The 24,852-nt window shown below is 75.2% G+C and carries 18 protein-coding genes, 2 tRNA genes and 2 pseudogenes; 9 read left to right on the top strand and 13 right to left on the bottom strand.

All coding sequences use genetic code 11. From position 1 onward, the window contains the following. Nucleotides 1-215: 215 nt before the first annotated feature. Together ACH4PY_RS03255 and ACH4PY_RS03250 are read left to right on the top strand one after the other, a co-directional pair. Nucleotides 216-1,700: pseudogene (locus tag ACH4PY_RS03255) on the top strand (MDR family MFS transporter); the annotation flags it as partial. Between the two features lie 217 nt (nt 1,701-1,917). After that, nucleotides 1,918-2,379, top strand: coding sequence for a PPOX class F420-dependent oxidoreductase (locus tag ACH4PY_RS03250; protein ID WP_398175332.1), 462 nt, complete (start codon nt 1,918-1,920; stop codon nt 2,377-2,379). 39 nt (nt 2,380-2,418) lie between these two features. Here the strand turns inward: ACH4PY_RS03250 and ACH4PY_RS03245 are convergent, their stop codons facing one another. The 9 genes from ACH4PY_RS03245 to ACH4PY_RS03205 all read right to left on the bottom strand — a co-directional run bounded on the left by ACH4PY_RS03245 (nt 2,419) and on the right by ACH4PY_RS03205 (nt 12,687). Then, nucleotides 2,419-4,584 (bottom strand): glycosyltransferase family 39 protein, encoded by a 2,166-nt coding sequence (locus ACH4PY_RS03245; RefSeq protein ID WP_398175330.1) that lies wholly within the window; start codon nt 4,582-4,584, stop codon nt 2,419-2,421. Then, on the bottom strand, nt 4,581-5,999 hold the full coding sequence (locus tag ACH4PY_RS03240) for a glycosyltransferase (protein ID WP_398175328.1): 1,419 nt from the start codon (nt 5,997-5,999) through the stop codon (nt 4,581-4,583). The genes ACH4PY_RS03245 and ACH4PY_RS03240 overlap by 4 nt, the downstream gene beginning before the upstream one ends. Nucleotides 6,000-6,024: 25 nt before the next feature. Beyond that, on the bottom strand, nt 6,025-7,647 hold the full coding sequence (locus tag ACH4PY_RS03235; RefSeq protein WP_398176062.1) for an ATP-binding protein: 1,623 nt from the start codon (nt 7,645-7,647) through the stop codon (nt 6,025-6,027). Nucleotides 7,648-7,766: 119 nt separating this feature from the next. Beyond that, entirely contained in the window at nt 7,767-8,606 is an 840-nt protein-coding gene (locus tag ACH4PY_RS03230) for a response regulator transcription factor (protein ID WP_398175326.1), read from the bottom strand. A 400-nt stretch (nt 8,607-9,006) separates the two neighbouring features. Then, nucleotides 9,007-9,504: a GNAT family N-acetyltransferase gene (locus ACH4PY_RS03225; RefSeq protein ID WP_398175324.1), complete on the bottom strand. Its 498-nt coding sequence runs from the start codon at nt 9,502-9,504 to the stop codon at nt 9,007-9,009. After that, on the bottom strand, nt 9,497-10,375 hold the full coding sequence (locus ACH4PY_RS03220; RefSeq protein ID WP_398175322.1) for a PhzF family phenazine biosynthesis protein: 879 nt from the start codon (nt 10,373-10,375) through the stop codon (nt 9,497-9,499). Before ACH4PY_RS03220 ends, ACH4PY_RS03225 begins: the two co-directional genes overlap by 8 nt. Further along, complete coding sequence (locus tag ACH4PY_RS03215) at nt 10,372-10,968, bottom strand: histone deacetylase (protein WP_398176060.1); 597 nt, start codon at nt 10,966-10,968, stop codon at nt 10,372-10,374. Before ACH4PY_RS03215 ends, ACH4PY_RS03220 begins: the two co-directional genes overlap by 4 nt. A gap of 142 nt (nt 10,969-11,110) precedes the next feature. After that, nucleotides 11,111-11,758 (bottom strand): hypothetical protein, encoded by a 648-nt coding sequence (locus tag ACH4PY_RS03210; RefSeq protein WP_398175320.1) that lies wholly within the window; start codon nt 11,756-11,758, stop codon nt 11,111-11,113. A gap of 257 nt (nt 11,759-12,015) precedes the next feature. Then, nucleotides 12,016-12,687: a TetR/AcrR family transcriptional regulator gene (locus tag ACH4PY_RS03205; protein ID WP_398175318.1), complete on the bottom strand. Its 672-nt coding sequence runs from the start codon at nt 12,685-12,687 to the stop codon at nt 12,016-12,018. 489 nt (nt 12,688-13,176) lie between these two features. On the opposite strand from ACH4PY_RS03205, the gene ACH4PY_RS03200 reads away from it, so the two are divergent. The 3 genes from ACH4PY_RS03200 (at nt 13,177) to ACH4PY_RS03190 (ending at nt 15,953) form a co-directional block, all read left to right on the top strand. Further along, entirely contained in the window at nt 13,177-13,956 is a 780-nt protein-coding gene (locus ACH4PY_RS03200; RefSeq protein ID WP_398175316.1) for a class I SAM-dependent methyltransferase, read from the top strand. A 101-nt stretch (nt 13,957-14,057) separates the two neighbouring features. Beyond that, nucleotides 14,058-14,705 carry a DUF4291 domain-containing protein gene (locus tag ACH4PY_RS03195; protein WP_398175314.1) on the top strand — a complete coding sequence of 216 codons (648 nt, stop codon included), beginning with the start codon at nt 14,058-14,060 and terminating at the stop codon, nt 14,703-14,705. Nucleotides 14,706-14,882: 177 nt separating this feature from the next. Beyond that, complete coding sequence (locus ACH4PY_RS03190) at nt 14,883-15,953, top strand: alpha/beta hydrolase (protein ID WP_398175312.1); 1,071 nt, start codon at nt 14,883-14,885, stop codon at nt 15,951-15,953. A gap of 26 nt (nt 15,954-15,979) precedes the next feature. Here the strand turns inward: ACH4PY_RS03190 and ACH4PY_RS03185 are convergent, their stop codons facing one another. Beyond that, entirely contained in the window at nt 15,980-16,948 is a 969-nt protein-coding gene (locus ACH4PY_RS03185) for a LysR substrate-binding domain-containing protein (protein WP_398176058.1), read from the bottom strand. A 175-nt stretch (nt 16,949-17,123) separates the two neighbouring features. Between ACH4PY_RS03185 and ACH4PY_RS03180 the strand changes: the two genes are divergently transcribed. Beyond that, nucleotides 17,124-17,855 carry a flavodoxin family protein gene (locus ACH4PY_RS03180; protein WP_398175310.1) on the top strand — a complete coding sequence of 244 codons (732 nt, stop codon included), beginning with the start codon at nt 17,124-17,126 and terminating at the stop codon, nt 17,853-17,855. 42 nt (nt 17,856-17,897) lie between these two features. Here ACH4PY_RS03180 and ACH4PY_RS03175 read toward each other — a convergent pair. After that, nucleotides 17,898-17,999, bottom strand: a pseudogene (locus ACH4PY_RS03175) (short-chain dehydrogenase); the annotation flags it as partial. Nucleotides 18,000-18,042: 43 nt separating this feature from the next. On the opposite strand from ACH4PY_RS03175, the gene ACH4PY_RS03170 reads away from it, so the two are divergent. Further along, entirely contained in the window at nt 18,043-19,107 is a 1,065-nt protein-coding gene (locus ACH4PY_RS03170; protein ID WP_398175308.1) for a hypothetical protein, read from the top strand. Nucleotides 19,108-19,247: 140 nt separating this feature from the next. On the opposite strand, the gene ACH4PY_RS03165 is transcribed toward ACH4PY_RS03170, so the two are convergent. Together ACH4PY_RS03165 and ACH4PY_RS03160 are read right to left on the bottom strand one after the other, a co-directional pair. Continuing rightward, nucleotides 19,248-19,320 (bottom strand) — tRNA-Arg (locus tag ACH4PY_RS03165). 204 nt (nt 19,321-19,524) lie between these two features. After that, nucleotides 19,525-19,618, bottom strand: a tRNA-Ser gene (locus ACH4PY_RS03160). Between the two features lie 303 nt (nt 19,619-19,921). Here ACH4PY_RS03160 and ACH4PY_RS03155 point away from each other — a divergent pair. Further along, the gene (locus ACH4PY_RS03155; protein ID WP_398175306.1) at nt 19,922-20,353 is read left to right on the top strand and encodes an SSI family serine proteinase inhibitor; all 432 of its coding nucleotides are present in this window, start codon (nt 19,922-19,924) and stop codon (nt 20,351-20,353) included. A 477-nt stretch (nt 20,354-20,830) separates the two neighbouring features. Further along, nucleotides 20,831-24,829 carry a PAS domain-containing protein gene (locus tag ACH4PY_RS03150; protein ID WP_398175304.1) on the top strand — a complete coding sequence of 1,333 codons (3,999 nt, stop codon included), beginning with the start codon at nt 20,831-20,833 and terminating at the stop codon, nt 24,827-24,829. Nucleotides 24,830-24,852: the final 23 nt, after the last annotated feature.

Raw genomic sequence — 24,852 nt, 5'->3', positions numbered from 1 at the left:
CCCCATCTGCGCAATACGCGCACGTGGCGTGCGCCACAGCTCCCCCACAGCGTTTGTCCAATACAACCATTTCGTCGTATGGTTGCTTCAGGCAATTAAGTGGAGGCCTGATGGCGACCCCGTCGACACGGAGCAACAAGCAGCTCCCCGACAACTCCGGTACGACCGGATCCTCAGCTCACACCGCCCCGCCGGGCTCCCCGGACGGGGCGGCCATGTCCCACCGGCAGATCATGGAGGCGCTCTCCGGCCTGCTGCTGGGGCTCTTCGTGGCGATCCTGTCGTCCACCATCGTCTCCAACGCGCTGCCGCGCATCCTCTCCGACATCGGCGGCGGCCAGAGCGCGTACACCTGGGTCGTCACCGCCTCACTGCTCGCCGTCACCGCCACGACGCCGATCTGGGGCAAGCTCTCCGACCTCTTCAGCAAGAAGCTGCTCATCCAGCTCTCGCTGGTGATCTACGTGCTCGGCTCGGTCGTGGCCGGCTTCTCCACCAGCCCCGGCATGCTCATCGGCTGCCGCCTCGTCCAGGGCGTCGGCGCCGGCGGTCTGTCCGCGCTGACCCAGGTGATCCTCGCCGCGATGATCTCGCCGCGCGAGCGCGGCCGCTACAGCGGCTACCTCGGCGCGACCTTCGCCGTCGCCACCGTCGGCGGCCCGCTCATCGGCGGTGTCATCGTCGACTCGGCGCTCGGCTGGCGCTGGTGCTTCTACGTCGGGGTGCCCTTCGCGATCATCGCGCTGATCGTGCTGCAGAAGACGCTGCACCTGCCCGTCGTCAAGCGCCAGGTGAAGATCGACTGGACCGGCGCCTTCTTCATCACCGCGGCCGTGTCGCTGCTGATGATCTGGGTGTCGCTGGCCGGCCAGAACTACGCCTGGATGTCCTGGCAGACCTTCGTGATGGTGCCTGTCGCGATCCTGCTCGGCGCGCTCTTCGTCCACACCGAGTCGCGCGCCGCCGAGCCCATCGTGCCGCTGCGGCTCTTCCGCAACGCCACGATCACCCTCACCTCGCTGGCCAGCCTCTTCGTGGGCGTCGCGATGTTCGCCGGCACGGTCTTCCTGAGCCAGTACTTCCAGCTGGCCCGCGGTGAGACCCCGACCATGTCCGGCATCATGACCATCCCGCTGATCGCCGGCCTGTTCATCTCCTCCACGGTGACCGGCCAGATCATCACCCGCACCGGACGCTGGAAGATCTTCCTCGTCTCCGGCGGCCTGCTGCTCACCGCGGGCTCCGGCATGCTCGGCCTGATCCGCTACGACACCCCCTACTGGGAGGTCGGCGTCTACATGGCGCTGCTGGGCCTCGGCGTCGGCATGATGATGCAGAACCTGGTCCTCGCCGTGCAGAACCAGGTCACCACCGCGGACCTCGGCGCCGCCAGCTCCCTGGTGACCTTCTTCCGCTCCCTCGGCGGCGCCATCGGCGTCAGCGCGCTCGGCGCCGTCCTCGGCAACCGCGTCACGCACTTCGTGAGCGACGGCCTCGCCGCCATCCACGCCAAGCCCAGCTCCGGCGACAGCGGCGGCATCCCCGACGTCGCCCTGCTCCCCAAGCCGGTCCGCGGCGTCGTGGAGAGCGCCTACGGGCACGGCATCGGCGACGTCTTCCTCTACGCGGCGCCCTTCGCCCTGCTGTCCTTCCTGCTCGTCATCTTCGTCAAGGAGGTCGCGCTCAAGACCCGCAGCGGCCTGCAGAGCGCCGACGACTGAGCACCCTGGGCGCTCCGCGCCCGACCGATGAACCCCCGTCCACCCGTCCTGAGCCCGCAGCGGAGAGGTCCAGGCCACGGAGGTACGGGTGACGGGTCCCGGCGGCGGCCGAGGCAGGGGACGGCCGACGCCGCCCGCCGGGATCCCCTGCTCCCACGCCCGGCGGGCGTGGGAGCAGCGACGTAAGGTGCTGGGCATGGCCCCCAACATCGCCACCAACACCGCGGTCTCGCGGGAAGAGCTCCTCGACTTCGTACGCCCCCGGCACCGGGCGATCCTCCTCACCACCCGCGCGGACGGCCGCCCCCAGGGCTCCCCCCTCACGGCCGGCGTCGACGACTCCGGCCGCATCGTCGTCTCGACCTACCCCGAACGCGCCAAGACCCGCAACGTCCGGCGCGACCCCCGGGTGAGCGTCATCATCCTGTCCGACGAGTGGAACGGCCCCTGGGTCCAGGTGGACGGCACCGCCGAGGTCCTGGACGTGCCCGACTCCGTCGAGCCGCTCGTCGAGTACTTCCGCAACATCAGCGGGGAGCACCCCGACTGGGCGGAGTATCGCGAAGCGATGGTCCGCCAGGGCAAGTCCCTGATCCGCGTCACCCCGGAACGGTGGTCCCCCGTGGCCACGGGGGGCTTCCCGGCGCGGCTCGCGTAACACTCGCGCGCCGGGTACGCCCCCTGCGGGCGGGGCGCGCTACGACGTGAGGTCGTACACCGTCGTCGAGCCCACCGTCTTCGCGGTGAACGTGGACGCGACCCACGAAGCGATGTCGGACGCGGCGGCGGAGCCGCCCATGCTCCCGCCGCCCGTACCGCCCCCACCGATGAAGTAGTGGATGCGGCCCTCGGCGACGTACTTCTTGAACTGGGCCGGCGTCGGAGACGGATCGCTGCCGTTGAAGCCGCCGATGGACATCACGGGCTCGCCGGTCGCGAGCTGGTAGCTCGCCTGGTTCTGCGAGCCGACCGCGGCGGCGACCCACGTGTAGTGGCCCGCGTTCGCCTTGAGCAGGGACGTCATCGCGGCGCTGACCTGCGCGCCGTTGAGCAGGCCGCCCATGCCGCCGCCCCCGGCTCCGCCCCCGCCGCCGCCGGGGAAGCCGCCCTCGCCCGCGCCCTGCGGGAGTCCGCCCTGGCCGCCGGGGAAGCCGTTCTGGCCGCCCGGGAACCCCTGGCCCTGCTGACCCTGCTGGCCGCCCGGGAAGCCCTGGCCACCGTTCTGGCCGGTCTGGCCGGTCTGGCCGCCGGGGAAGCCCTGCCCGCCGGGTCCACCCGGCATGCCGCCGCGGCCGCCACCGCCACCGCCCGGGAAGCCGCCGGAGGCGACCGCGGGGCCGGCGGTCACGATGGAGCCCTCGTGCGGGGTCGCCACCGTGTCGAGCGTGTACGCCACGGGTCCGCCGAGCACGGCGACGAGGCCGAGGACGGCCGCGGCGGCGGCCACGCCCGCGCTCTGTACGTACGGCAGCGCGACGAGCGCGACCGCGGCGAGGACGCCCGCGCCCAGGACCGCGGCGCGCAGCCACGGGTGCCAGTCCGGGGAGCGGTCGAGCAGCACGTACGCGACCGCGCCCGTACCGGCGACGACCGCGCCGAGGCCCGCCGCGGCGGGAAGCGCGTCGCGGCGCCGCCACAGCAGCGTGCCGCCCATCGCGCACACCGCGGCGATGTAGGGGGCCAGCGCGATGTTGTAGTACTGGTGGAAGATCCCGGACATGAAGCTGAACGTCACGAACGTGACGAGCAGCGAGCCGCCCCACAGCGTCAGGTCCGTGCGGATCAGGTCGGTGCGGCGGGCGCGCCGGGTGAGCCACAGGCCCGCGAGCAGCAGCGCGAAGGCCGCGGGGAGCAGCCAGGCGATCTGGCCGCCCATGTCGGAGCTGAAGAGCCGCCCGATACCGGTCTGGCCCCACATGCCGCCGCCCCCGCCGCCGGGTCCGCGGCCTCCGCCGCCCCCGCCGACGCTGCCGGTCTCGTTGCCGGTGATGCGGCCGAAGCCGTTGTAGCCGAAGGTCAGCGACAGGAAGCTGTTGTCCTGCGAGCCGCCGATGTAGGGGCGGGAGGACGCGGGCCACAGTTCGACGATCGCGACCCACCAGCCGCCCGCGACGACCATCGCGGCGCCCGCGGCGAGCAGTTGCAGCAGCCTGCGCGGCAGCCGCGCGGGCGCGCACACGGCGTAGACGAGGGTGAGCGCGGGCACGATCAGCCAGGCCTGGAGGGTCTTGGTGAGGAAGGCGAGCCCGAGCAGTCCGCCCGCGGCCAGCAGCCACCGGGTGCTGGCGTGCTCCAGCGCGCGCTGCACGCAGTAGATCGTGGCGACCATGAGCAGCGCGAGCAGCGCGTCGGGGTTGTTGAAGCGGAACATCAGCGCGGCGACCGGGGTGAGCGCCAGCAGCGCCCCGGCCAGCAGGCCCGCGCCCGCGCCGAACCGGCGGCGTACGGCGGCGTTCAGCAGCGCCACGGTGCCGACGCCCATGAGGGCCTCGGGCACCAGGATCTGCCACGAGCCGAGGCCGAAGAGCCGTACGGACAGCGCCATCGGCCACAGCGCGGCGGGCGGCTTGTCGACGGTGATGGCGTTCGCCGCGTCGGAGGAGCCGAAGAAGAAGGCCTTCCAGCTCTGGCTGCCGGCCTGGACGGCTGCGGAGTAGAAGGAGTTGGCGTAGCCGGAGGCGCCCAGGTCGTACAGGTAGAGCACGAGGGTGCCGAGCAGGAGCGCGAGCAGCGCGGGGCGGGCCCACGCCGGGTCGGCGCCCCGGCCGCGCCACATCCGGCGGGCCAGGCGCGCCGCGCGGTCCTGCACCGTGGACGGTCGGGCGGCGGTCGGCGCGTGGGGGAAGCCGGTCGTCGCGGTCATCGCGGACTCCTGTCGGAGGGGTTCGGGGCCCCGCGGTCCGGCGCGTGAACGCCGTCCGCGATGCCGTAGGAGGTGGTGTCGGGCGCGGGGTCGTACGGGTGCGGTGCGGGTGTCGCGTCGTACGGGGTGGGTGCGGCGGCGGCCGCGGGGGCTGCCGGGTCGGGGAAGACCCAGGCGCGGAAGAGGAGGAAGCGCAGCACCGTCGCCGCGAGGTTGGCCGCGACGAGGACGGCGAGTTCGCTGCCGTGCGAGGGCGCGTCCGTCGCCGTGTGCAGCGCGGCGAGCGAACCGCTGGTCAGCGCGAGGCCGATCGCGAAGACGACGAGCCCCTGCGCCTGGTGCCGCATCGCGCGGTCGCGGCCGCGTACGCCGAAGGTGAGGCGGCGGTTGGCGGCGGTGTTGCCGAGCGCGGACAGCAGCAGGGCGAGCGCGTTGGCGCCCTGCGAGCCCGTGCCGAGCCGGAAGAGGGAGAAGAGCGCCAGGTAGACCAGGGTGCTGAGGACGCCGACGACGCAGAAGCCGACGAGCTGGCGGGCGAGTCCGACGGGCACGCCGGACAGGTCGCGGTCGCGCGGGTCGTCGCCGAAGGGGCGGCGCAGCCGGTCCAGGGCGAGGTGGCCGGTGGCCAGCGCGCGGCCGACGCGCCAGACACCGCGCAGGTCGTCGAGCGCGGTGCGGACGATGTCCACGCTGCTGTCGGGGTCGTCGACCCAGTCGACGGGCACCTCGTGGATGCGCAGGCCCGCGCGCTCGGCGAGGACGAGCATCTCGGTGTCGAAGAACCAGCCGGTGTCCTCGACCATCGGCAGCAGCCGCTGCGCGACGTCGCCGCGGATCGCCTTGAAGCCGCACTGGGCGTCGGAGAAGCGGGCGGCGAGCGAGCCGCGCAGGATCATGTTGTAGGCGCGGGAGATGAACTCCCGCTTGGCGCCGCGCACGACACGCGAGGAGCGGGCGAGGCGGGAGCCGATCGCGAGGTCGGAGTGCCCGGAGATGAGCGGGGCGACGAGCGGCAGCAGCGCGTTGAGGTCGGTGGACAGATCGACGTCCATGTACGCCAGCACGGGCGCGTCGGACGCGGTCCAGACGGTGCGCAGGGCGCGCCCGCGGCCCTTCTGCTCCAGCCGGAAGGACGTGACCTCGGGCAGCTGCGCGGCGAGTTCCGCGGCGACCAGCGGGGTCAGGTCGCTGCTGGCGTTGTCCGCGACGGTGATGCGGAAGGGGTACGGGAAGGTCTCCGACAGGTGGGCGTGCAGGCGGCGCACGCAGGGACCGAGGTCGTTCTCCTCGTTGTAGACCGGGATCACGACGTCCAGCACCGGGACGGCGGCCGCTCCGCTCACGCCCTCGGCGGGCGCCGCGTCCGCGACCGGCAGGTGCTGCCGGGGAGGCAGGTTGCCGAGTGTGGTTCGCATACCCCGAGGCTCGGCTCGGGCCCTGTCACGACGTTGTGCTGAGGCTGGGGGCGACCTGTGAGTGCGAAGAGGGCAGTGTGACGCTGAAGACGGTCCGTCCGGGCACGCTCGCGAGGTCCACGCTGCCGCCGTGCGCGGCCACCACGGACTGCACGATCGCCAGGCCCAGGCCCGTACTGCCGCCGCTGCGCGGAGTGCGGGTGCGGGAGGCGTCACCGCGGGCGAAGCGCTCGAAGACGACCGGCTGGAGCTCGGCCGGGACACCGGGCCCGTCGTCCTCGACCTGGAGGCGTACCCCGCCGCCGGGCAGCGGGGTGACGCGGGCGGTCACGGTGGTGCCCGGCGGGGTATGGGTGCGGGCGTTGGCCAGCAGGTTGGTGAGCACCTGGTGCAGCCGCTGCGGGTCGCCGTCGACCACGGCCGGGTCGTCGGGCAGGTCGAGCCGCCACAGATGCTCGCCGCCGGCCGCGCGGGCGTCGCTCACGGCGTCCACGACCAGCGGGGACAGGTCCGTCGGCACGGGGTCCAGCGGGCGCCCGGCGTCCAGCCGCGCGAGCAGCAGCAGATCCTCGACCAGGGTCGTCATCCGGGACGCCTCGGACTCGATACGGCCCAGCGCGTGCCGGGTGTCCGGGCCCACCGGCTCCCGGCCGCGCCGGGTCAGCTCCGCGTAGCCGCGGATCGAGGCGAGCGGGGTGCGCAGCTCGTGGCTGGCGTCGGCGACGAAGCGCCGCACACGGGTCTCGCTCGCCTGCCGCGCGCGCAGCGCGGACGCGACGTGCCCGAGCATGCGGTTGAGCGCCGCGCCGACCTGGCCGACCTCGGTACGCGAGTCGGTGTCGGACTCCGGGACCCGCTCGTGCAGGGCGACCTCACCGCGGTCCAGCGGCAGCTCCGACACCCTTGTCGCGGTCGCGGCGACCCGGCGCAGCGGATGCAGGGCGATCCGCATCAGCGCCGCGCCCGCCAGGCCCGCGGCGACCAGACCGGCCGCCGACACCGAGACCTCGACCCACATCAGGGTCGACAAGGTGTCCTCGGTGCCCTTGGTGGACAGCCCCACCAGCACCGTGCTGCCGTCCGTGCCGGGCTGCGCGGACTCCACCCGGTAGCCGCCGAGGCCGGGGACGTCGAGGGTGTGCGGGTCGCCGTCGCGCGGCACGTCGGCGAAGACCGCGGCCTGCGCGGACGTCAGCGGGGCGGCGACCAGGGCGCCGCCGGACGAGCCGGAGGTGTCCTCGGCGTCCGTCACGCCCACCTGGGCCTGCGCGACCGCGCCGGACGAGGTCACGACCGCGCCGACCGTCTCGCGCGGCTGGCCGCCGCCGATGAGGAAGCCGAGCCGTACGGTGTCTGCGGCGCCGCCGGGGGTGCGGTCCCCGCGCGGGGCGCTACCGGTGTCGGCGCCGTTTCCGCTGTTCGCGCCGTTCGCGCCCGGGAGGGGGCCGCCGGGGCCGCCGTGCGGGCCGGACGCCCGGACGGCCAGGTCGTGCACCTTGCCGTCGAGCTGGCCGTACAGGAAGTCGTGCAGCGCGAAGATCGTGACCGCGCCGATCACCGTGCACACGACGGCGACGAGCGCCACGCACGACGCGACCAGCCGCCGCCGCAGCGACCACCGCGGACGCGGACGCGAGCGCGTCCAGATCCGCGGGCGTGGCTGCGGATGCGGCTGCGCCTGGGCTTGGGCTTGTGCCCGGGCCTGGGCTTGGGCCTGTGCCCGGGCCTGGGCCGTACGGGTGCCGAACCTGCCGGGACGCGGCAGGGTCACGCGGGCTCCCCGGGCTTGATCAGATAGCCCGCGCCACGCCGGGTGTGGATCATCGGCGCACGCCCGACGTCGATCTTGCGCCGCAGGTAGGAGATGTAGAGCTCGACGACGTTCGCCTGCCCGCCGAAGTCGTACGACCACACGCGGTCGAGGATCTGCGCCTTGCTCAGCACCCGGCGCGGGTTGCGCATCAGGTAACGCAGCAACTCGAACTCCGTCGCCGTGAGGTGGATGTTGGCGCCGCCCCGGCTGACCTCGTGGCTGTCCTCGTTGAGGACCAGGTCACCGACGGTCAGCAGCGACTCGTTGCGGACGGCCGCGGCGCCCGAACGGCGCAGCAGGCCGCGCAGCCGCGCGACGACCTCCTCCAGGCTGAACGGCTTCGTGACGTAGTCGTCGCCGCCCGCCGTCAGGCCCGCGATCCGGTCCTCGACGGCGTCCTTCGCCGTCAGGAAGAGCACCGGCACGTCGGGTGTCTCGCGGCGCAGCCGGGCGAGCACCTGCAAGCCGTCCATGTCCGGCAGCATCACGTCGAGCACGACCGCGTCGGGCCGGTCCTCGCGCGCGGCGCGCAGCGCACTCGCGCCGTCGCACTCCGTGCGCACCTTCCAGCCCTCGTAGCGCAGGGCCATCGACAGCAGGTCGGCCAGCGGGGCCTCGTCGTCCACGACCAGGACCCGGACGGGAGAGCCGTCCGGTCGCGCGAGATCCGCGGCCGCGGAGGGGCCGGCGGTGGTGGTGGCCGCGCTGTGGCTCACGGAGCTCTTGGCGGCGCGCAGCGCGCCACCACCGGCCGCGGCGCCGTGCGCGGCGGGAGCGGGGGGTGTCGTCGTCATGCGTTCAGCCTGTGGGGCGCCTATGAAAGCTGCCTTGGTCGAATCTGTGAATCCTCTGAGAATTCGCTGCGCTCTGTTGTGTGGGGGGCGCTCCGGGGGTGCTTGTTGCGGTTCGCCGCGCGACCTTCCCTTTGCGGGGGCTGGTCGCGCCGTTCTCCCCCAGAGCTTCGCCTGGGAGGTGCCCCCACGCGCCCCTTACGCGGCGCGCCGGTGGGCGGGGCGGGGGCCGCCACGGGGCACCTCCTCGGAATGCGCCTTCACCCCCGTACCTGGTCGGTGAGCCACCGACAGCGCATTCCTGCGGGGGCACCCCGCACCGTCCCCCTCCAGGCCGGTTCAGCGGCTGCCAGCCGGTGGGGGGCGCGGGGACCTGCGCGCTCAGCCCCCACCGGGGCGGCGCCTAGTGGGACTGGAGGTCGGTGCGCCAGTCGTTGCAGGTCATCCATGTGCCCTTGGGGTATTCGAAGGAGACCTCTTCGAGGAGTTCGAAACCGGCTTTGCGGCACACGCCGTTCGACGCGGGGTGGTCGACGCTCGGGAAGGCGTGGAGGTAGCGGTTGCCGTCGGTGTCGCGGGCGGTGCGGATGATCTCCCGGGCGGCCGCTGCGGCTATGCCGCGTCCCTGGAATTCGGGGAGGACGCTCCAGCCGGTCTCCCAGACGGGGCCGCCGCGCCATTCGCGTTCCCAGAAGCCGATCGAGCCGGCCGTCTCGCCGTCGGCCGTCACGATCCGGAACATGCCGCCCTTGGCCAGGTCGAGGTAGCGGCGGTGACGGGCGGCCAGGGCGTCCGGGGTCTCGGGGCCGCCGAGGTGGTCCGTCATCTCCGGGGCGTTCGTCCGCTCCAGCAGCTGGAAGTCGTCCTCGGACCAGGCCGCGAGGGTCACGTTCTCACTCATGTTGATCACGATAGGGGGAGGGTCCGACAACGGCCCCGGGCGCGAGGACGGCGTGGCCACCGACGTGGACGTGGCGGTGGTCGGGTTCGGCGGTGGCGGTGATCGTGGCGGGGGCGCCGAGGGTGTCGCCCATGTCGGCGGCGACGCGGGGGACGCCGTGGCCCGCGAGGTGGGCGGCGAGGCAGGCGGTGCTGTTGGCGTTCGCGATGTCCTCGGGCACGCCGATGGAGGGCGCGAACATGCGCGCGGTGAGCCGCCCGGCCGTGTCGGGCGGGGTGTGAGCGTAGACGCCGAGCAGGCCGAGCCGGTCGCAGGCGGCGCGCAGCCGTGCGGGGTCGGGGCCGAGGGCGTGCAGTTCGGTGCGGCCGGGCACGGGGAGCAGCATGCGGGCGCGGCCGAGTGCGGCGATGACGGCGGCGGTGGGGTGGCCGGTCCCGAGGGCGTCCCGTACGGCGGCTGCCTCGTCCGGCGTGGCCGCGCGCAGGTCGATCCGGCGGGTGCGGAAGGCGGCGCGGTAGCCGGTCCCGTCGCGTGCTGCCCGGCCGGTGAAGGCCGTGCCGCCTGCCCGGAGCTGCCCGGTGAAGCGGCCGTCGGCGTGTGCGGCGAGATATGCCAGGGCGGCCACCGTGCCGTGGCCGCAGGCGGGCAGTTCACCCTCGGCGGTGAAGAAGCGCAGGTGGGCGCCGTCGGGGGTGGGGTCGACGAAAACGGTGTGGGAGACGCCTGTGGCGGGGGCGACGGCGGCGCGGTCCGCGTCGCTCGCCCCCGCGACGTCGCGTTCGGCCACGACGGCGGTGGGGCTGCCGCCGGTCTGACCCGGCCCGCCCCGTACACAGGCCCGTACCACCGTCACACCCCGTCGGCTGTTCACAGGGGCATGCTGCCACCCGGTGCGGCGAGGAGGCGGGCCACCTGCGCGGGGGTCCAGTGGCCTGCGGCGCCGGGGCGGGCGGCGAGGTAGCGGGCGACGGCCTCGGGGGTGTGGCCGGTCTCGCGCAGTCCGGCGGCGATGGCGCGCAGGTAGGGGGCGGAGGGCGGGACGGGCGGGACGTCGTCGAGGTGCCAGGGCGCGGTGAAGGTGAGCAGCGGGTGGCCGTCGAGTGTGCCGGGGCTGACGAGGGTCTCGTAGCGGCCGGGGCCGAGGGTGTGGCGGCCGGTGGTGAGGACGGGTACGAGGTCGAGGTCGCGGCCGGGCGGCGTGTACATCTCCTGGGCGGCGATGTCGGAGAGCTGGGCGGCGGTGAGCAGATGGGCGCGAGCCCATGCCGTACCGGGGGCGTCGGGGTCGTAGAAGGCGCGGCCGCCGTGCCAGACGGGGGAGTGCGTGGCGAAGTAGAGGGCGCCCGGGAGTTCCACGGGGCGCGAGCGTGCGGGCATGCGCGGGTCGCGCGCGCCCGGGTAGGTGCGGGAGGCGCCGGGCGGGCGGCCGCCCGCGAGGTAGTGGCGCAGCCGCGCGGCGCACATGTTGGAGCCGTACGCCACATACCAGACCAGGTCCCCCGTCGCCTCGGTCACGCCCGCGTCCCTTCGCCGTCGGTGGCCGTGGGGCCCCCGGACTTCCACCCGTACCAGGCGGACGTGCCGGGCGGCGGGCGCGACGCGGACGTCAGCGGGTGATCAGCGTGCCCGCCACCGTCATCGGGCCGAGCAGCAGGAGGCAGGTGCGCGCAATGGACAGCGTCGAGCGCAGCCCGGACAGCACGAGCGGTAGCGGCCGCACGTTCAGGTCGGCGAGCGCGAGCCGGGTCACGCGTGCGGCGGGGCCGTCGCCGCCTCCTTCGCGCGCGGGGCGCTCGATCGCGTACCGGCGGACGAGGCGCACACTGCCCGGCCGGGTGTCGCTGAAGCTCAGCCGGATCCCGGCAGTGTCGGTGAGGACGAGGTACGTCTCGCTGCCGCCGCGGCCGACCTCCTTCCACGTCCGCACGCTGCGCAATTCGCGCAGGTCGAGGGTGCGGGTGCCGGTCCAGGTGCGGGCGGTGAGGTAGCGGAGGTCGGGGCCGTGCCGCCGCAGGGTGCCGCGGGCCACGCACAGGTGCGGCAGCAGGACGAGGCAGAACCCGGCGGCCAGGCCCGCGGTGAACATCGCCGGGGCGGGGTCGGAGTGCGGCACGACCACCAGGACCGGGATCACCGTGAGCGCGGTGGACACGGCGGCGACGACCGCGGCGATCCGCCTGCTGCGGCGCCGCTGCCGGAAGCGGGCCACCGGGACGTCGGCGGGCGCGGCAGGCACGGGATCGGCGTCGGGCATGACGGCAGTAGGCGGCCGGGCGGCTCGGGGTGTCAAGCCTGCCGCGACGGTACGTCCGAGCTCCGCGGGCGGCGACGGGCGGCCCGCGCTTCTGCCGGTGCAGCTCGCGGTGCCGATGCCGGGGACGCCCCGAGGAGGACGACGTTGCGGCAGTAGCCGTCGTACTCCCCGTCCCGGGCCGCGACGCCCAGGCGGTCATGTGCCCGTCCCGGCCTCCACCGCACTCGCAGGGTTGACGGCTCCCCCGGGACCGGCCCTCACCCCCCGGACGCCCCTGGTGGCCCCGGCCTTCCCGGCCCATCGGGCCCCGCGGGCACGGTCGCCGCCGCCACGACCGCGGTGACGAGGCGGCGCACGGCCGCCGGATCCGGCCCGTCCGTACCGTCCGGGCCCGCGCCCGCCGCCCGCTCGCGGTCGGCGAAGATCAGGTGGCCGCCGCCGACGAGGGAGAGCGTCAGCGCGTCCACGTCCGCACCCGGGGCGATCCGGCCGAGGTCGCGCTCGGCGGCCAGATACGCGCCGACCGCCTCCGTGGCCTGGCCCAGGATCGCGATCCCACCGCCCGGCGTGGCCTCCCGCAGCCGCGCCCGCAAGGCGTCCCGGAACGTGATGAGCGGGATGATCGCCACCGGCACGGGCCCGAACAGCGCTGTCAGCGCCCCCGTGAGGTTGTCGACGACGCTGCCCTCCCCGGCCGACGCGCGCAGCGCCCGCGCCTGCTCCTCCAGCCCCGCCGCCCGGTCGAGCACCAGCTCGGCCAGGAAGGCGTCGAAGTCGGCGAAGTGCCGGTGGAGCACGCCCTTGGCACAGCCCGCCTCGTCGGTGACGGCCCTGCTGGTCAGCCCGTTGGGCCCGGACCGCAGCAGGATGCGCTCGGCGGCGTCGAAGAGCTGCTGCCGCGCGTCGCGCAGATGCACACCGGTCGGCACGTGCCGCTCCCTCTCTCGTCTCCGGTCCGCGAACGGTCCGCCGTGGTCCCGGTCCCGCTCCTGGTCCTGGCCGTGGCCGTCGGACGTCGCCGTCGGACGTCGCCGTCGGACATCACCCAACGGCCGATTGTTGCCGAGTGGGCATGCGCCCACTAATGTGGGCGCATGCCCACTCTACCGGCGCAGCCCCCCGAACAGGCCCCGCCCGCCACGGACTCCCCCCGCCCCACCCCGGCCGCAGCACCGGACCAGGGCCCCGCCACGGCCCCGGGCGCGGCCCCGAGCGCGACCCCGGGTGCGGCCCCGGGTGCGGCCCCGGAGGCGAGCCCCGCCCCGGGCGGGAGCGCGGACCCCACCGCAGCCCCCGCTCCCGCCGCAGGCACGGCTCCCGCCGCCGAGCCCCCGCCCGGCCCGCCCCCGGCCACCGGCGCCGGGCCCCGTAGCTCGCCGGTCGCCGGGGGCGGCGCGGCGCCCCACACAGCTCGCCGTATGGCCGAGTCCTTCGGCGAGAACGCGGGGCAGTACGACGCGGCCCGGCCCGGCTACCCCGACGAGCTGATCGCCCGGATCGCCGCCGGTGCGCCGGCGCCCGACGGCGGTCACGCCCGGCCCGACGTCCTGGACGTGGGCTGCGGTACCGGTATCGCAGCCCGGCAGTTCCAGGCCGCCGGATGCACCGTGCTCGGTGTGGAGCCCGACCCGCGCATGGCCGGCTTCGCCCGGTCGCGCGGGCTGCGCGTCGAGGTCTCGACGTTCGAGGCGTGGGAGCCCGCGGGCCGCACCTTCGACGCCGTCGTCGCCGCCCAGTCCTGGCACTGGGTGGACCCCGCCGCAGGTGCTGCCCGCGCCGCCCGGGCGCTGCGACCGGGGGGCCGGCTCGCCGTCTTCGGGCACGTCTACGAGCCGCCCCCCGAAGTCGCCGAGCCCTTCGCCGCAGCCCTCCGCCGTGCCGTCCCCGACTCCCCGTTGAGCGCCCAGCCCGCGCGCCGGCCGCTCGACGCCTACCAGGCCCTCTACGCGACGTTCGGCGACGCGATCCGCGACACCGGCGCCTTCGACGCCCCCGAGCACTGGCGCTACGACTGGCAGCGGTCGTACACCCGTGACGAATGGCTCGCTCTGCTCCCCACGACCGGTGGTCTCACCCGGCTCACCTCCTCCCAGCTGTCCGTGATCCTCTCCGACGTCGGCACGGCGATCGACGCCCTCGGCGGCGCCTTCACGATGCCGTTCACCACTTTGGCAACGACCGCGGTCCTGCGGTCCTGACACCTGTCAGGACCGCCCGGCGGCTCCCCCCGGTAGAGGCCCGCCGCGCCCGTCCGGTAATTCGCTGGCGGCCCCCGCACCGCGCCGCCCACCCTGGGCCCATGCACGAGCCCACCGTCCGTCCGCACGCCCCCGAGCCCGACGCCGACCCCGACCCCGACCCCAGGCCCGAGCCCACCCACCGCGTCCGCGCCCTCGCCACCGCCTCGACCGTCACCGTCTACCAGGCGTACCGGCCGGAGATCGGCCTGGCGGCGGCGCGCGAGGGCCGCTTCCCCGCGGTGTGGAAGCGGGACCGGATGACGTGGATCAAGCCGTCGTTCCTGTGGATGATGTACCGCTGCGGATGGGGCACGAAGGAGGGCCAGGAGACCGTCCTGGCCGTCGAGATCACCCGCGAGGGCTTCGCGTGGGCACTCGCGCACGCGTGCCTGTCGCACTACGACGCCGGGCTGCACACCGACCGGGCCGCCTGGAAGCGGGAGTTGAGGCGCTCGCCCGCCCGGGTCCAGTGGGACCCCGAACGCGACCTCCACCTGCGCCCGTTGCCGTACCGCTCACTGCAACTGGGGCTGTCCGGGGAGGCCGTGCGCCGCTACGCCGACGAGTGGACCGTCGGCATCACCGACGTCACCCCGCTCGCCCGTACCGTCCACGCCCACGTCCGCGCGGGCGAACTCGACGCGGCCCGCGCTCTTCTCCCACGCGAGAGCCCCTACCCCGCGGACGTGGCGCACCTGCACCGCTGAGCCCGCGCCGCCTTCCCGGCGCGCCGCGGGCGGCCAGGATGGGCGCACCAGGGCCGGACGCCCCGCCACCGGCCGGGGAGGGGGACGGAATGAGCCGCACACCCGCCGCGGCCGCGCGCCCGTGCGGGCTGCGGTCACGGGTGTCACCCATGGCACCGGACGCGGGCTGAACACGCCGTGCAGACCGGCTTCGTCATCTCGGTCGCGGTCCTCGCGCTGTGCACCTTCGCGGCGCTCCGCCCCCCGCTGCCGCGCCGGTCGAGCCCGTCCGACCTGTGGTTCTGGCTCGGCTGGTTCGTCAACGAGCAGCCCTTCGTGGGGCTGGCGGTGCTCGCCCTCAACACGTACACGACGCTCGCCGCCGACGTCGGCACCCCGATGTGGTGGCTCGCCGCAGCCCTCACCGCCGCGGTCGCCTGCGGCATAACAGCGCTCGCGGTACGGACCAGATCGGCGCGGGAAGTCCTGGAGGCGGCTCTCGCCGAGGTGCCGGGCCTGCGCGTTCCCCGCACCAGGCTCCCGCTGCTCCGCGTGCTGCTGCCCTTCCTCGTGCCGCGCCGCGGTGTCCGCAGACTGCGCAACCGCCGCTACGGGACGGCGCGTGCGCAGCGCCTCGACGTCTATATCCCGCGCGAACGGCCGCACGGCGCACCCGTCCTGCTCTACCTGCACGGCGGCGGCTTCACGGCCGGCAGCAAACTCCTCGGCGGACTCCCCCTCCTCTACCGCCTCGCGGCGGACGGCTGGGTGTGCGCGAGCGCCGACTACCGGCAGCGCACGCCCTATCCGAACTCCCTCGCCGACGCCCGCGCGGCCGTCGAGTGGCTGCGCGCCCATGCCGACGAACTGGGCGCCGACCCCGAACTTCTGGTCCTCGCGGGCGGATCGGCGGGCGCGCACCTCGCCGCGACCGTCGCGCTCACCGACGGCGCGGTGTCCGCGGCGATCGGCTTCTACGGCTACTACGGGGAGGTCGGCGGCAGCCGGTCCGGCGGCCCGGCCACCCCGCACGCCCATGTCCATCCCGACGCGCCGCCGTTCCTGATCGTGCACGGCGCCCTCGACACCCTGGTGCTGGCCACGGATGCCCGCGCCTTCGCCGCCGACCTCGCCCGTACCTCCACCGCGCCCGTCGTCCATGCCGAACTCCCCGGCACCCAGCACAACTTCGACTTCCTCCCCTCCCTGCGCCTGCATGCCGTCTGCGACGCCGTCGAGGCCTTCGCCCGCTGGGCGACCGGGCGCTGACCGCGACCGCCGCTGCGCCCGGGACGTCAGCTCGCGGCGGCGTGCGTCTGCGCCGGGGCGTGCGTCTGTGCTGAAGCGTGCGTCTGTGTCGAGGCGTGCGTCTGTGTCGAAGCGCACGTCTGTGCCGAGGCGTTCAACAGGAGTTCGCGCAGCGCCACGGCCGCGGGGGTGGGCTCGGCGGGGGTGAGGACGACCTGGTCGGCGGTCGTCGACGGGCCGGTCAGCGGGATGACGCGCAGGCCGGGCGGGGTGTGGTCGAGGGCCGAGGCGACGGTGATGCCGATGCCCGCCCCGGCCGCGACGTGCGCGGCGATGGCGTGCACGCTGTCGGCGGTGCGGATGATGCGCAGATCGGCGCCGCCGATGTGGAAGGCGGCCAGCAGCCGGTCGCACAGACCGCTGTTGATCTGGTGCGGCCAGGTGAGCAGCCCGGTCGCGGACAGTTCGGCCGCGCTCAACTCCGCCTGTCCGGCGAGCGGATGCCCCACCGGTACGAGCGCCATGAACCGCTCCGCGGAGAGCACCCGGGCCCGTACGCCGGTGAAGCCGTCCGTCGCCCAGCCGATGCCGAGGCCGATCGTGCCCGTCCGCAGGGCGCCGAGCTGGGCTGTCGTCGGCATCGGCTCGGGCACGATCGCGACGTCGGGGAAGCCGTCGTGCAGCTGCGGCAGGCAGTGCAGCAGCAGTTGGTGGCCGGTGTACTCGGCGTGCCCCACGACGAGCGTGGTGCGGCTGCGGTCACCGGCGGCGAGGGCGCGGCCGCGCTGCTGGAAGTGGCGCAGCTGGGCCAGCGCGGCGTGCGCGTCGGGCAGCATCGCGGCGCCCAGCTCGGTGAGGGCGACGCGTCGGCTGGTGCGGTGGAACAGCCGTCCGCCCAGGGTGGCTTCGAGCCGCCGCACGGCGTCACTGACGGTCGGCTGGCCGCGGTGCAGGCGCGCGGCGGCCCGGCCGAAGTGGAGTTCCTCGGCGACGGCGACGAACGCTTCCAGCTCCATCCTGTCCACCCCGCAAGGCTAGCGCCGATCGATCGGTGCGACCGATCGCTGCCTGCCGAAGTACGGCGTTGATGGTGCGGCGCGGGCGGGTTGTGATGGCAGGGCAAGCAGCGCCCGCCTCCCGCCGTGACCGGAGGCGGGGCGCCCACCCCGCCCCCAGGAAGCGTGAACAGACATGACCGGCAACGCAGTCGCCCCCGTCCCCGTCCCCGGCGTATCCCCCACCGTCACCGTGACGGTGGTCGTCCACTCGGTGCACGGCCGCACCCGGCTGCTGGCCGAGCACCTCGCGGCCGGCGCCCGTACCGTCCCCGGCGCGCAGGTCCACCTCGTCGACCTGCGGCCCGAGGACGTTGTCGCGGGCCGCTGGCACGACGCGGAGGCGGAGGCGCTGCTCGCCCGCTCCGACGCGATCGTGTTCGGCTGCCCGACACTGATGGGCAGCGTGTCCGCGGTGTTCAAGGCCTTCATGGAGGCGGCGTTCACGCCCTTCACGACGCAGGGCTGGAAGGACAAGCTGGCGGGCGGCTTCACCATGTCCGCGTCGCAGAGCGGCGACAAGCTCACCGTCCTCCAGCAACTGGCCGTCTTCGGCGCCCAGATGGGCATGCAGTGGATCGGCGTGGCCGACATGCCCGGCAACAACTGGAGCGGCGGCTCCCGCGACGACCTCAACCGTCTCGGCTCCTGGCTCGGCCTGATGGGCCAGAGCCACACCGACCTCGGCCCGGAGGACGGCTGCTCCCCCGGCGACCTGATCACCGCCGAGCGCTACGGCGAGCGCGTCGCCGCGCTGACCCAGCGCTGGGTCAACGCCGTCCCGTACACCACGACCCGGATGACCGAGCACGAGGCCCGCGCCCTCTCCGCGTCCCTCCGGGAGCGCGCGGCGGCCCCCGTGGCCTGACCCCGGCGGGCGGGCGGCTCCCGGGTCCGGCGCAGGACCTCGGATCCGGGAGCCGCCGCCGTCCACGGCCGGTTCGGCGCCCGTGGTGAAGGCCGCGTCGAAGGCGAGGAAGGCGACCGCCCCGGCGACCTCGTCGGGCGCGCCGCCGACGCGCCCCATGTCGCCCGGCCCGCCCTAGGGTGAGCCGGTGATCTTCAAGAGGAAGCAGAAGGCCCAGGGCCTCGCCACCGCCGTGTCCGAGCTGGAGGCCGCGGTCGCGGCGCGTGACGGCGACCGCACCGAACACGCCTTCACCACCATGATCCAGAGCGTGCAGTCCGCACCGGACGACGCCCGCGCCGCGGCCGGACCCCGGCTCGCCGCGCTCCTACCCGCCTTCCCGCCCACCGGCCCGCGGCCGATGCTGGCCATGGCCGCCGGTTTCTGCGTCGAGACCGGCGCGGACCCCCTGGCCTGCGCCGGGCCGATCCTCGACGGCGTGCACCGCGACCTGCGCGACGCCCTGGAGTTCGCCCGCCGCTGGACGGCCACCGGCGGGGCCGCGGAGGAGCTTCCCGAGCCGGACGAGAAGATCATCGACGACGCCCTGATCAGCCGCCTCGGCGGCGACCCGCACGAAGCCACCCGGCTGGCCCTGGCCTGGTGCGCGGTCCAGGAGTGGCAGCCGCCCGCGCTGGCCGTGCTGTGCCGCAGCGCAGACGTACGCCGCCTGCACGCGGCCGCCCTGATCCCCGCCTGCCGCGAGCTGGCCGCCCTCGACCGGCACGACCTCAAGTGCCTCGCCTACGCGCTCGCGGTGCTGGACGACGAGCCCGTGATCGTCCTGCACCGGCCCACCGGAACAGGCTTCGAGATACGCATCGGCGGCATCGGCGACAACTTCCAGCTGCACACCCTGCTGGCACACGTCCTGATCGGCGGCGGCCACATACCCGGCACCCCGCCCTCCGCCGAGAGCGTCCGGCTGGCCGCCGACCCGGAGCCCGCCCGCGGCCGCAGCGACTGCGTCGCGACGGGCGCCTTCGAACTCCTCGCCCCGGACGGCACCCGCATCTGGAACGAGGGACTGCCCGACGACATCCCGGTGGTCGCGGGCCGCCGCCTCCTCGTCCTCGACACGCCGTCCTACCAGCGCAGTTGGAACGCCGACCGCTTCTTCCCGCACCTGCCCGGCACGGCCGCCCTGACCCGCGTCCTCCCCCCGGACGAGACCGCGGCCTGGTCCGCCCACACCTCCCCGTCCCCCTCCTGACCCTCCCGCCGGACTGCCGGCCGCCCCCGCGCGCCGGTCGGGGGGGCGGCCGCCACCGCGCGCCGGTCGGGGGGCGGCCGCCACCGCCACGCGGGCAACGCAAAAGGCCCCCGGACGATCCCGGGGGCCTCTCACCTGTGTGCACTCGGCAGGATTCGAACCTGCAACCTTCTGATCCGTAGTCAGATGCTCTATCCGTTGAGCTACGAGTGCGGGTCTGCTTCGCGGCTTTTCGGCCGGTCGGCGTTGCGGGAACAACATTACATGAGGTGGGGCGGGACGTGAAATCGATAAGGGGGAGGGGGGCTGAGCTGCGAGGGAGGCCCGGAGAGGGGGTGGTGGGGCGGGGTGGGGAGGAGGGGGTGGAAAACGGCGGAACCCCGCTGTCCGGGAGGGACGAGCGGGGTTCCGGGGAGATGGCGGAGGCGGAGGGATTTGAACCCTCGATGGACGGTAAAGCCCAAACCGCATTAGCAGTGCGGCGCCATAGACCGGACTAGGCGACGCCTCCAACGCGCGACCCGCGTGAGCGGGTGCGTGTGCAGATGATGACACAGCCCTGCGGGCTGCGACCAATCGCAGACTACGGTACAAGGCCGCCGGTCGGCAGGGCAAAGGGGTTGGGCGGTCGGGGCGGGGGAACCACGTGGATCGCGCGCCGCGGATCGCCCACGAACGGGTGAATAGTGACACTCCGGGGGTATCGGGGCGGTAAAGGATGGGTATGGCTCTTGTCAGTGCTCGTGCCGCGCACCGCCGCGCAGGCTCTCGCGTCCGCCGTCCCCGTCCCGCCCGGGGGCGTCACCGTGCCGGGGTGCTCGGCGCGCTCGGCCTCGCCTTCGCCGTCGCCGGGGGTGTGCTGGTCGGCGGGCCGGCCGCCGCCCTCGGCCTGCCCTGGTCCGCGCTCGCCGGAGGTGCCGACCGGCTCTCGGTGGCGTACGACGACGGCAGCGGGCAGGTCAGGACGCACACCCTGAGCTGCGGCGGCGCGGTCAGGGGTGAGCAGCTCGCCGCGTGCCGGCAGCTCGACGCACTGGGCGGCCCGCTCGCCCCCGTGCCCGCCGGGCAGATGTGCTCGATGATCTACGGCGGCCCGCAGACCGCGCACGTCACGGGCATGTGGCGGGGCGAGCCGGTGGACGAGACGTACCGCCGTACGAACGGCTGCGAGGTCGCACGCTGGAAGCGCATGGTCCCCGCGATCCCCCAGCCCACCGCGGGCGGGCCCCGCACCCTCGCGGCCTGAGCGGCCTGAGCGGGCCGAGCAGCCGAGCGGGCCGAGCGCGCCCGGGGGCCCCGACGGCGAGTCGCCTGCGCCGCCCGATCCGGCATGCGCGCCGGGTCAGCCGCGCGGCCCGGCGGCGGGGCGCGCCTCACGCCCCGCCGCGCCCTCCGCGCCCCGTTGCGCCCCACCCCGCCCGGCCCCGAAACCACGCGCCCCCACCGCGCCCCCGCGCACGCCGTGACCGACGCCACACAAACCCCGCACACATCCGAACCCCTATACGCACAGCCCCACATGGGCATCCGCCGCCCCGCTCCCGTGGCCGACACGTACACTCGCTCTAGTGACATGACCCGGGGGTGGCGGCAAGATGGGCCGCCCGGAAATCGGCCAAGGACAGCCGACGTCGCCGGCCGGTGCGGCCGGGTGGCGGACCGGCCGTGTGCGGTGCCGGCACCCGGGGCGAGAGCAGTGCGGTGACCAGAGAGGACGCGTCTCGTGAGCAGCAGGCCATCCCGAGGCTCTGCTCGCCTCGCCTCCATACTCGACGCCCTCCCGGACGCCCTGCTCCTGGTCGACGTCAACGGCACCGTGGTGAACGCCAACGCCATAGCGCTGGAGACTTTCGAGTCGCCGGGCACCGCGCTCGTCGGCCGCGGCCTGCTCGACCTGCTGCCGGGATTCGACTCGAAACGCATCCCCGGCTCCATGCGCAGCCCGCGCGAGGCCGCCGAGGACACCCGCACCAAGCCGACCCGGATGGTCGCGCGGCGCACCGACGGCACGGAGTTCCCCGTCGAGGTGACCAGCGCGAATCTGGAGGACGGCCGCACCCCGTACGCCGAGTACGGCGACGGCGTGCCGCACTACACCGGTGACGAGCTGCTCATGCTCGTCGTCCGCGACCTGACCGGCACCGTCGACACCGAGGCCGAACTCGCCCGCCAGCAGCGGCAGACGGAGATGATCCTGCGCGCCGCCGCCGAGGGTGTGGTGGGCGTGGACACCGCGGGCAAGGTCGTGCTCGTCAACCCGTCGGCGGCGCAGATCCTCGGCCACCGCGCCACCGACCTGGGCGGCAAGGAGCTGCACCCGCTGGTGCACCACTCGCGTCCGGACGGCAGCCCGCTGGCGTACGAGGAGACCCCGCTCGCCGACACGCTGCGCAGCGGCCGCAAGCACCGGGTGCGCGGCCAGGTGCTGTGGCGCAAGGACGGCACCGCGGTCCCGGTGGACCTGACGACGGCGCCGGTACGGGACGGGGACCAGCTGGTCGGCGCGGTCATGACCTTCACCGACCGCACGTCCTTCGACGCGCTCGCCGCCCGTACGGCGCAACTGCGCGCGCTGCTCGACACGTCGCTGCGCGGCCCGCTCGCGGAGCTGCGCGGCGAACTGGTGGGCCTGGCGGCCGATCCGGCGGGGCAGTTGTGGCCCGAGGCCAACCAGATACTGCACCACCTCGCGGCGGGCTACGCGCGCATCACCACGCTCATCGACAACGTGCTGGCCTTCCAGCGGCTGGACCGCGGCGAGGAGAAGCTGCGCCGCGCGGACGTCGGCCTGGACCAGGTCATCACGGCGGCCGTCGAGGGTGCGACCGAGCTGATCGGCCCCGGACGCGCGCAGTTCGCGGTGCACGCGCCGCCCATCCGGGCCGCGGTGGACGGCGAGCGCATGGCGCAGGCGCTGGCCCACCTGATCGCGGACGTCGCAGGCATCGACTCGGCCGGCAACGCGCAGGCCTTCGCGGGCGACTCGACGATCGTGGTGGCCGCGGCCCCGCGCGGCGAGGTCATCCGCATCGACGTGCGCGGCCCGCACCCCGGCGGCGACCCGGTCCACCTCCCGCTGGCCCGCGGCATCGTCGAGCGGCACGGCGGCGTCCTCCAGACCCACGAGGTCCCCGGCGCGGGCAGCGCCTACGTCCTGGAGGTGCCCGCGGGCAAGGGCGGCCCGGCGGACGGCACGGACGACGCCGACGACGCGGACGGCGACGGTACGAAGGCGGCCCCGGCCGCCACGGAGCAGGCGCACGCCGGCGCGGACGCCACCCCCCGGGGCACCCGGCGCGCGGGCGGCAGCGCACCCGGCGACGGGAGCGCCCCCCACGAGTCGGAGACGACCGTGATGCCGGTCTCGACGGAGCCGGTCCGCGGCACGCACGGCCCGGGCGGCGACGGTACGGGCAAGCCGGGCGGCGACGCGGCGGCCTGGTCCGCGCAGGGCCAGGCGCACGTCCAGGCACAGGTCCAGGCGCAGGCCGCCGCCCAGGCACAGGCCCAGGCCGCTCTGGCACAGGGCCTGAACCCGATGAGCCCGGTGAACCCGGTGAACGGGCAGGGCCCGCACTCCCCCGAGCAGGACGCCGCCCCCACCGGGCGCCGGCGCGCGCTTCGCCGTCCGGAGGGCCGACCCGAGCCCGCGCCCGCCGCGACGGAGCCCCAGCAGCCCCAGCAGCTTCCCCAGCTCCCGCAGTCCCAGCCGACCGGCCGCCGCCGGGCCCGCGCCGAGGAGCCGCAGGCCCCGGCGCCCGAACGTGCCGAGCTGCCGCCCGTCCCGATCCCCAACGCCCTCCCGGCCGCGGCCCAGGACGCCCCGGGCGCGCAGCCCCAGCTCGACGCGCCGGGCGCGCCGGGCGGTCCGCACGTCGGCCCGCACGGCAGCCCGCACATCGGTCAGGACCCGGTCGGCGGCTCCGGCGCACAGACGGGCGCGAACGGCCAGAGCGCGCGCCCCGGCGGACGCCGCGCCTCCCACCGCGCCCCCGAGGGCCCCGCGCCCGCGTCCGCCGACGCGCGGCCCCCCGTCCCGGCCCCTGGTTCCGGCCTCGCCCCGGCTCCCGGAACGGGCCTGGCCCAGAGCCCCGGCACAGGCCTCGCCCCGGCTCCCGGTTCGGGCCTCGCCCCCGTACCCCCGCAGCCCCAGCCCCCGGTGCCCGCGCCCGCGCAGCAGGCCGTGCCCGTACAGCAGCCGGTCCCCCAGTCGTGGCCGGACGCCGGGCAGGCCGTGCCGTCCTCCCCGCAGGCCTGGCCCAGCGCGGCCGGTCAGCCTGCCGCCCCGGCCCCGACGCCCCCGGGGGGACCCGCGGCTCCGGCGGCCGGGACGCCCGCGCTGCCGCCGCCCACCGAGTGGCCCGCGGCGCCCGGCAACCGCCCGGCGCTCGCCTCGCCCCCGCCGCAGCTCCCGGGCCCGCCCGCGGGCCAGCCGCAGGATCCGACGCACAGCACGTACGGGCGGGCCATAAGCGTGCGCACCCTCGGCCAGGGCGTGTTCGCCCCGGGCCCGAACGGCCAGACGGATCCGCAGGGCCTGCCCGCCGAGGTCGCCGCGGGCGGTTCCGGGCGGCGCCGCCGGCTGAGCCCCGACCGGGCCGCCGACGACGCGCCCTCGACCCGCAGCCTCATCCAGCAGGTACCGAGCCAGCCGCACGGTCCGGGCGGTGAGGGCCAGGCCCGCCAGCACCCGCAGGCGGACCCGGACAGCGGGCAGTTGCCCGTACGCCGCCCCGACGCCCAGCCCGGCCAGCCTGTCCACCCCGCCCAGCCGCAGCAGGCCCCGCAGGCCGCGCCCGAGCCCTCACCGGAGGAGGAGACGGCGCTGCTGCGACCCGTTCCGGCGGCGCCCGCGGCCGTCGCCGTGCCGCCCGTGATGCCGCCGGGCCGGTCGTACGCGATAGGCGCGCCCGCGGCCGGTGCCGCGGAGGGGCCGGAGCCGCTGGACGGCCCGAACGGCGCGGTCGACGTCACCGACATGACCGAGGCAGCCGACGACCGGCTCGAAGAGCCGCTGGACGAGCCGCGCCGGCTGCTGGTGTGGCCCGAGCCCGACGTCTCGACGCGCCAGGCGCTCACCGACCGGGGCTACCGTCCGGTGATCGTACGGTCGCGCGAAGAGGTGGACGCGCAGGTCGCCGAGCCGCCCGCCGCGCTCTTCGTCGACCCGCTGACCGGGCCGATCACCCGTACCGCGCTCCAGGCGCTGCGCCAGGCCGCGGCCGCCGCCGACGTCCCCGTGCTGGTCACGGCGGGTCTCGGGCAGGCGACCCGGGAGGCCGCGTACGGCGCCGACCCGGCCGTGCTGCTCAAGGCGCTCGCCCCGCGCGACAGCGAGCAGCACCCGCCGCGGGTGCTGCTCGTCGAGGGCCACGAGCCGATCGCGCAGGCCTTCGCCGCCACGCTGGAGCGGCGCGGCATGCAGGTCGCGCACGCCGGCTCGGAGGCCGAGGCGATGACGAAGGCCGCGCAGGTCCACCCCAACCTGGTGGTGATGGACCTGATGCTGATCCGCCGCCGTCGGCAGGGCATCGTCGACTGGCTGCGCGGCCACCAGCGGCTCAACACCACACCGCTGGTCGTCTACACCTCCGCCGACATAGACCCGGCCGAGCTGCCGCGGCTGGCGTCCGGCGAGACGGTCCTCTTCCTCGCCGAACGCTCCACCAGCACGGACGTGCAGTCCCGGATCGTCGATCTGCTGGGCAAGATCGGGACGTGAGGCCGCCCCGCCCCGGCGGCCTC

Origin of the sequence: Streptomyces sp. NPDC021224 (assembly GCF_044332905.1) — a bacterium.
GTDB lineage: Bacteria > Actinomycetota > Actinomycetes > Streptomycetales > Streptomycetaceae > Actinacidiphila.
This window is presented reverse-complemented; position numbering and strand designations above follow the sequence as displayed.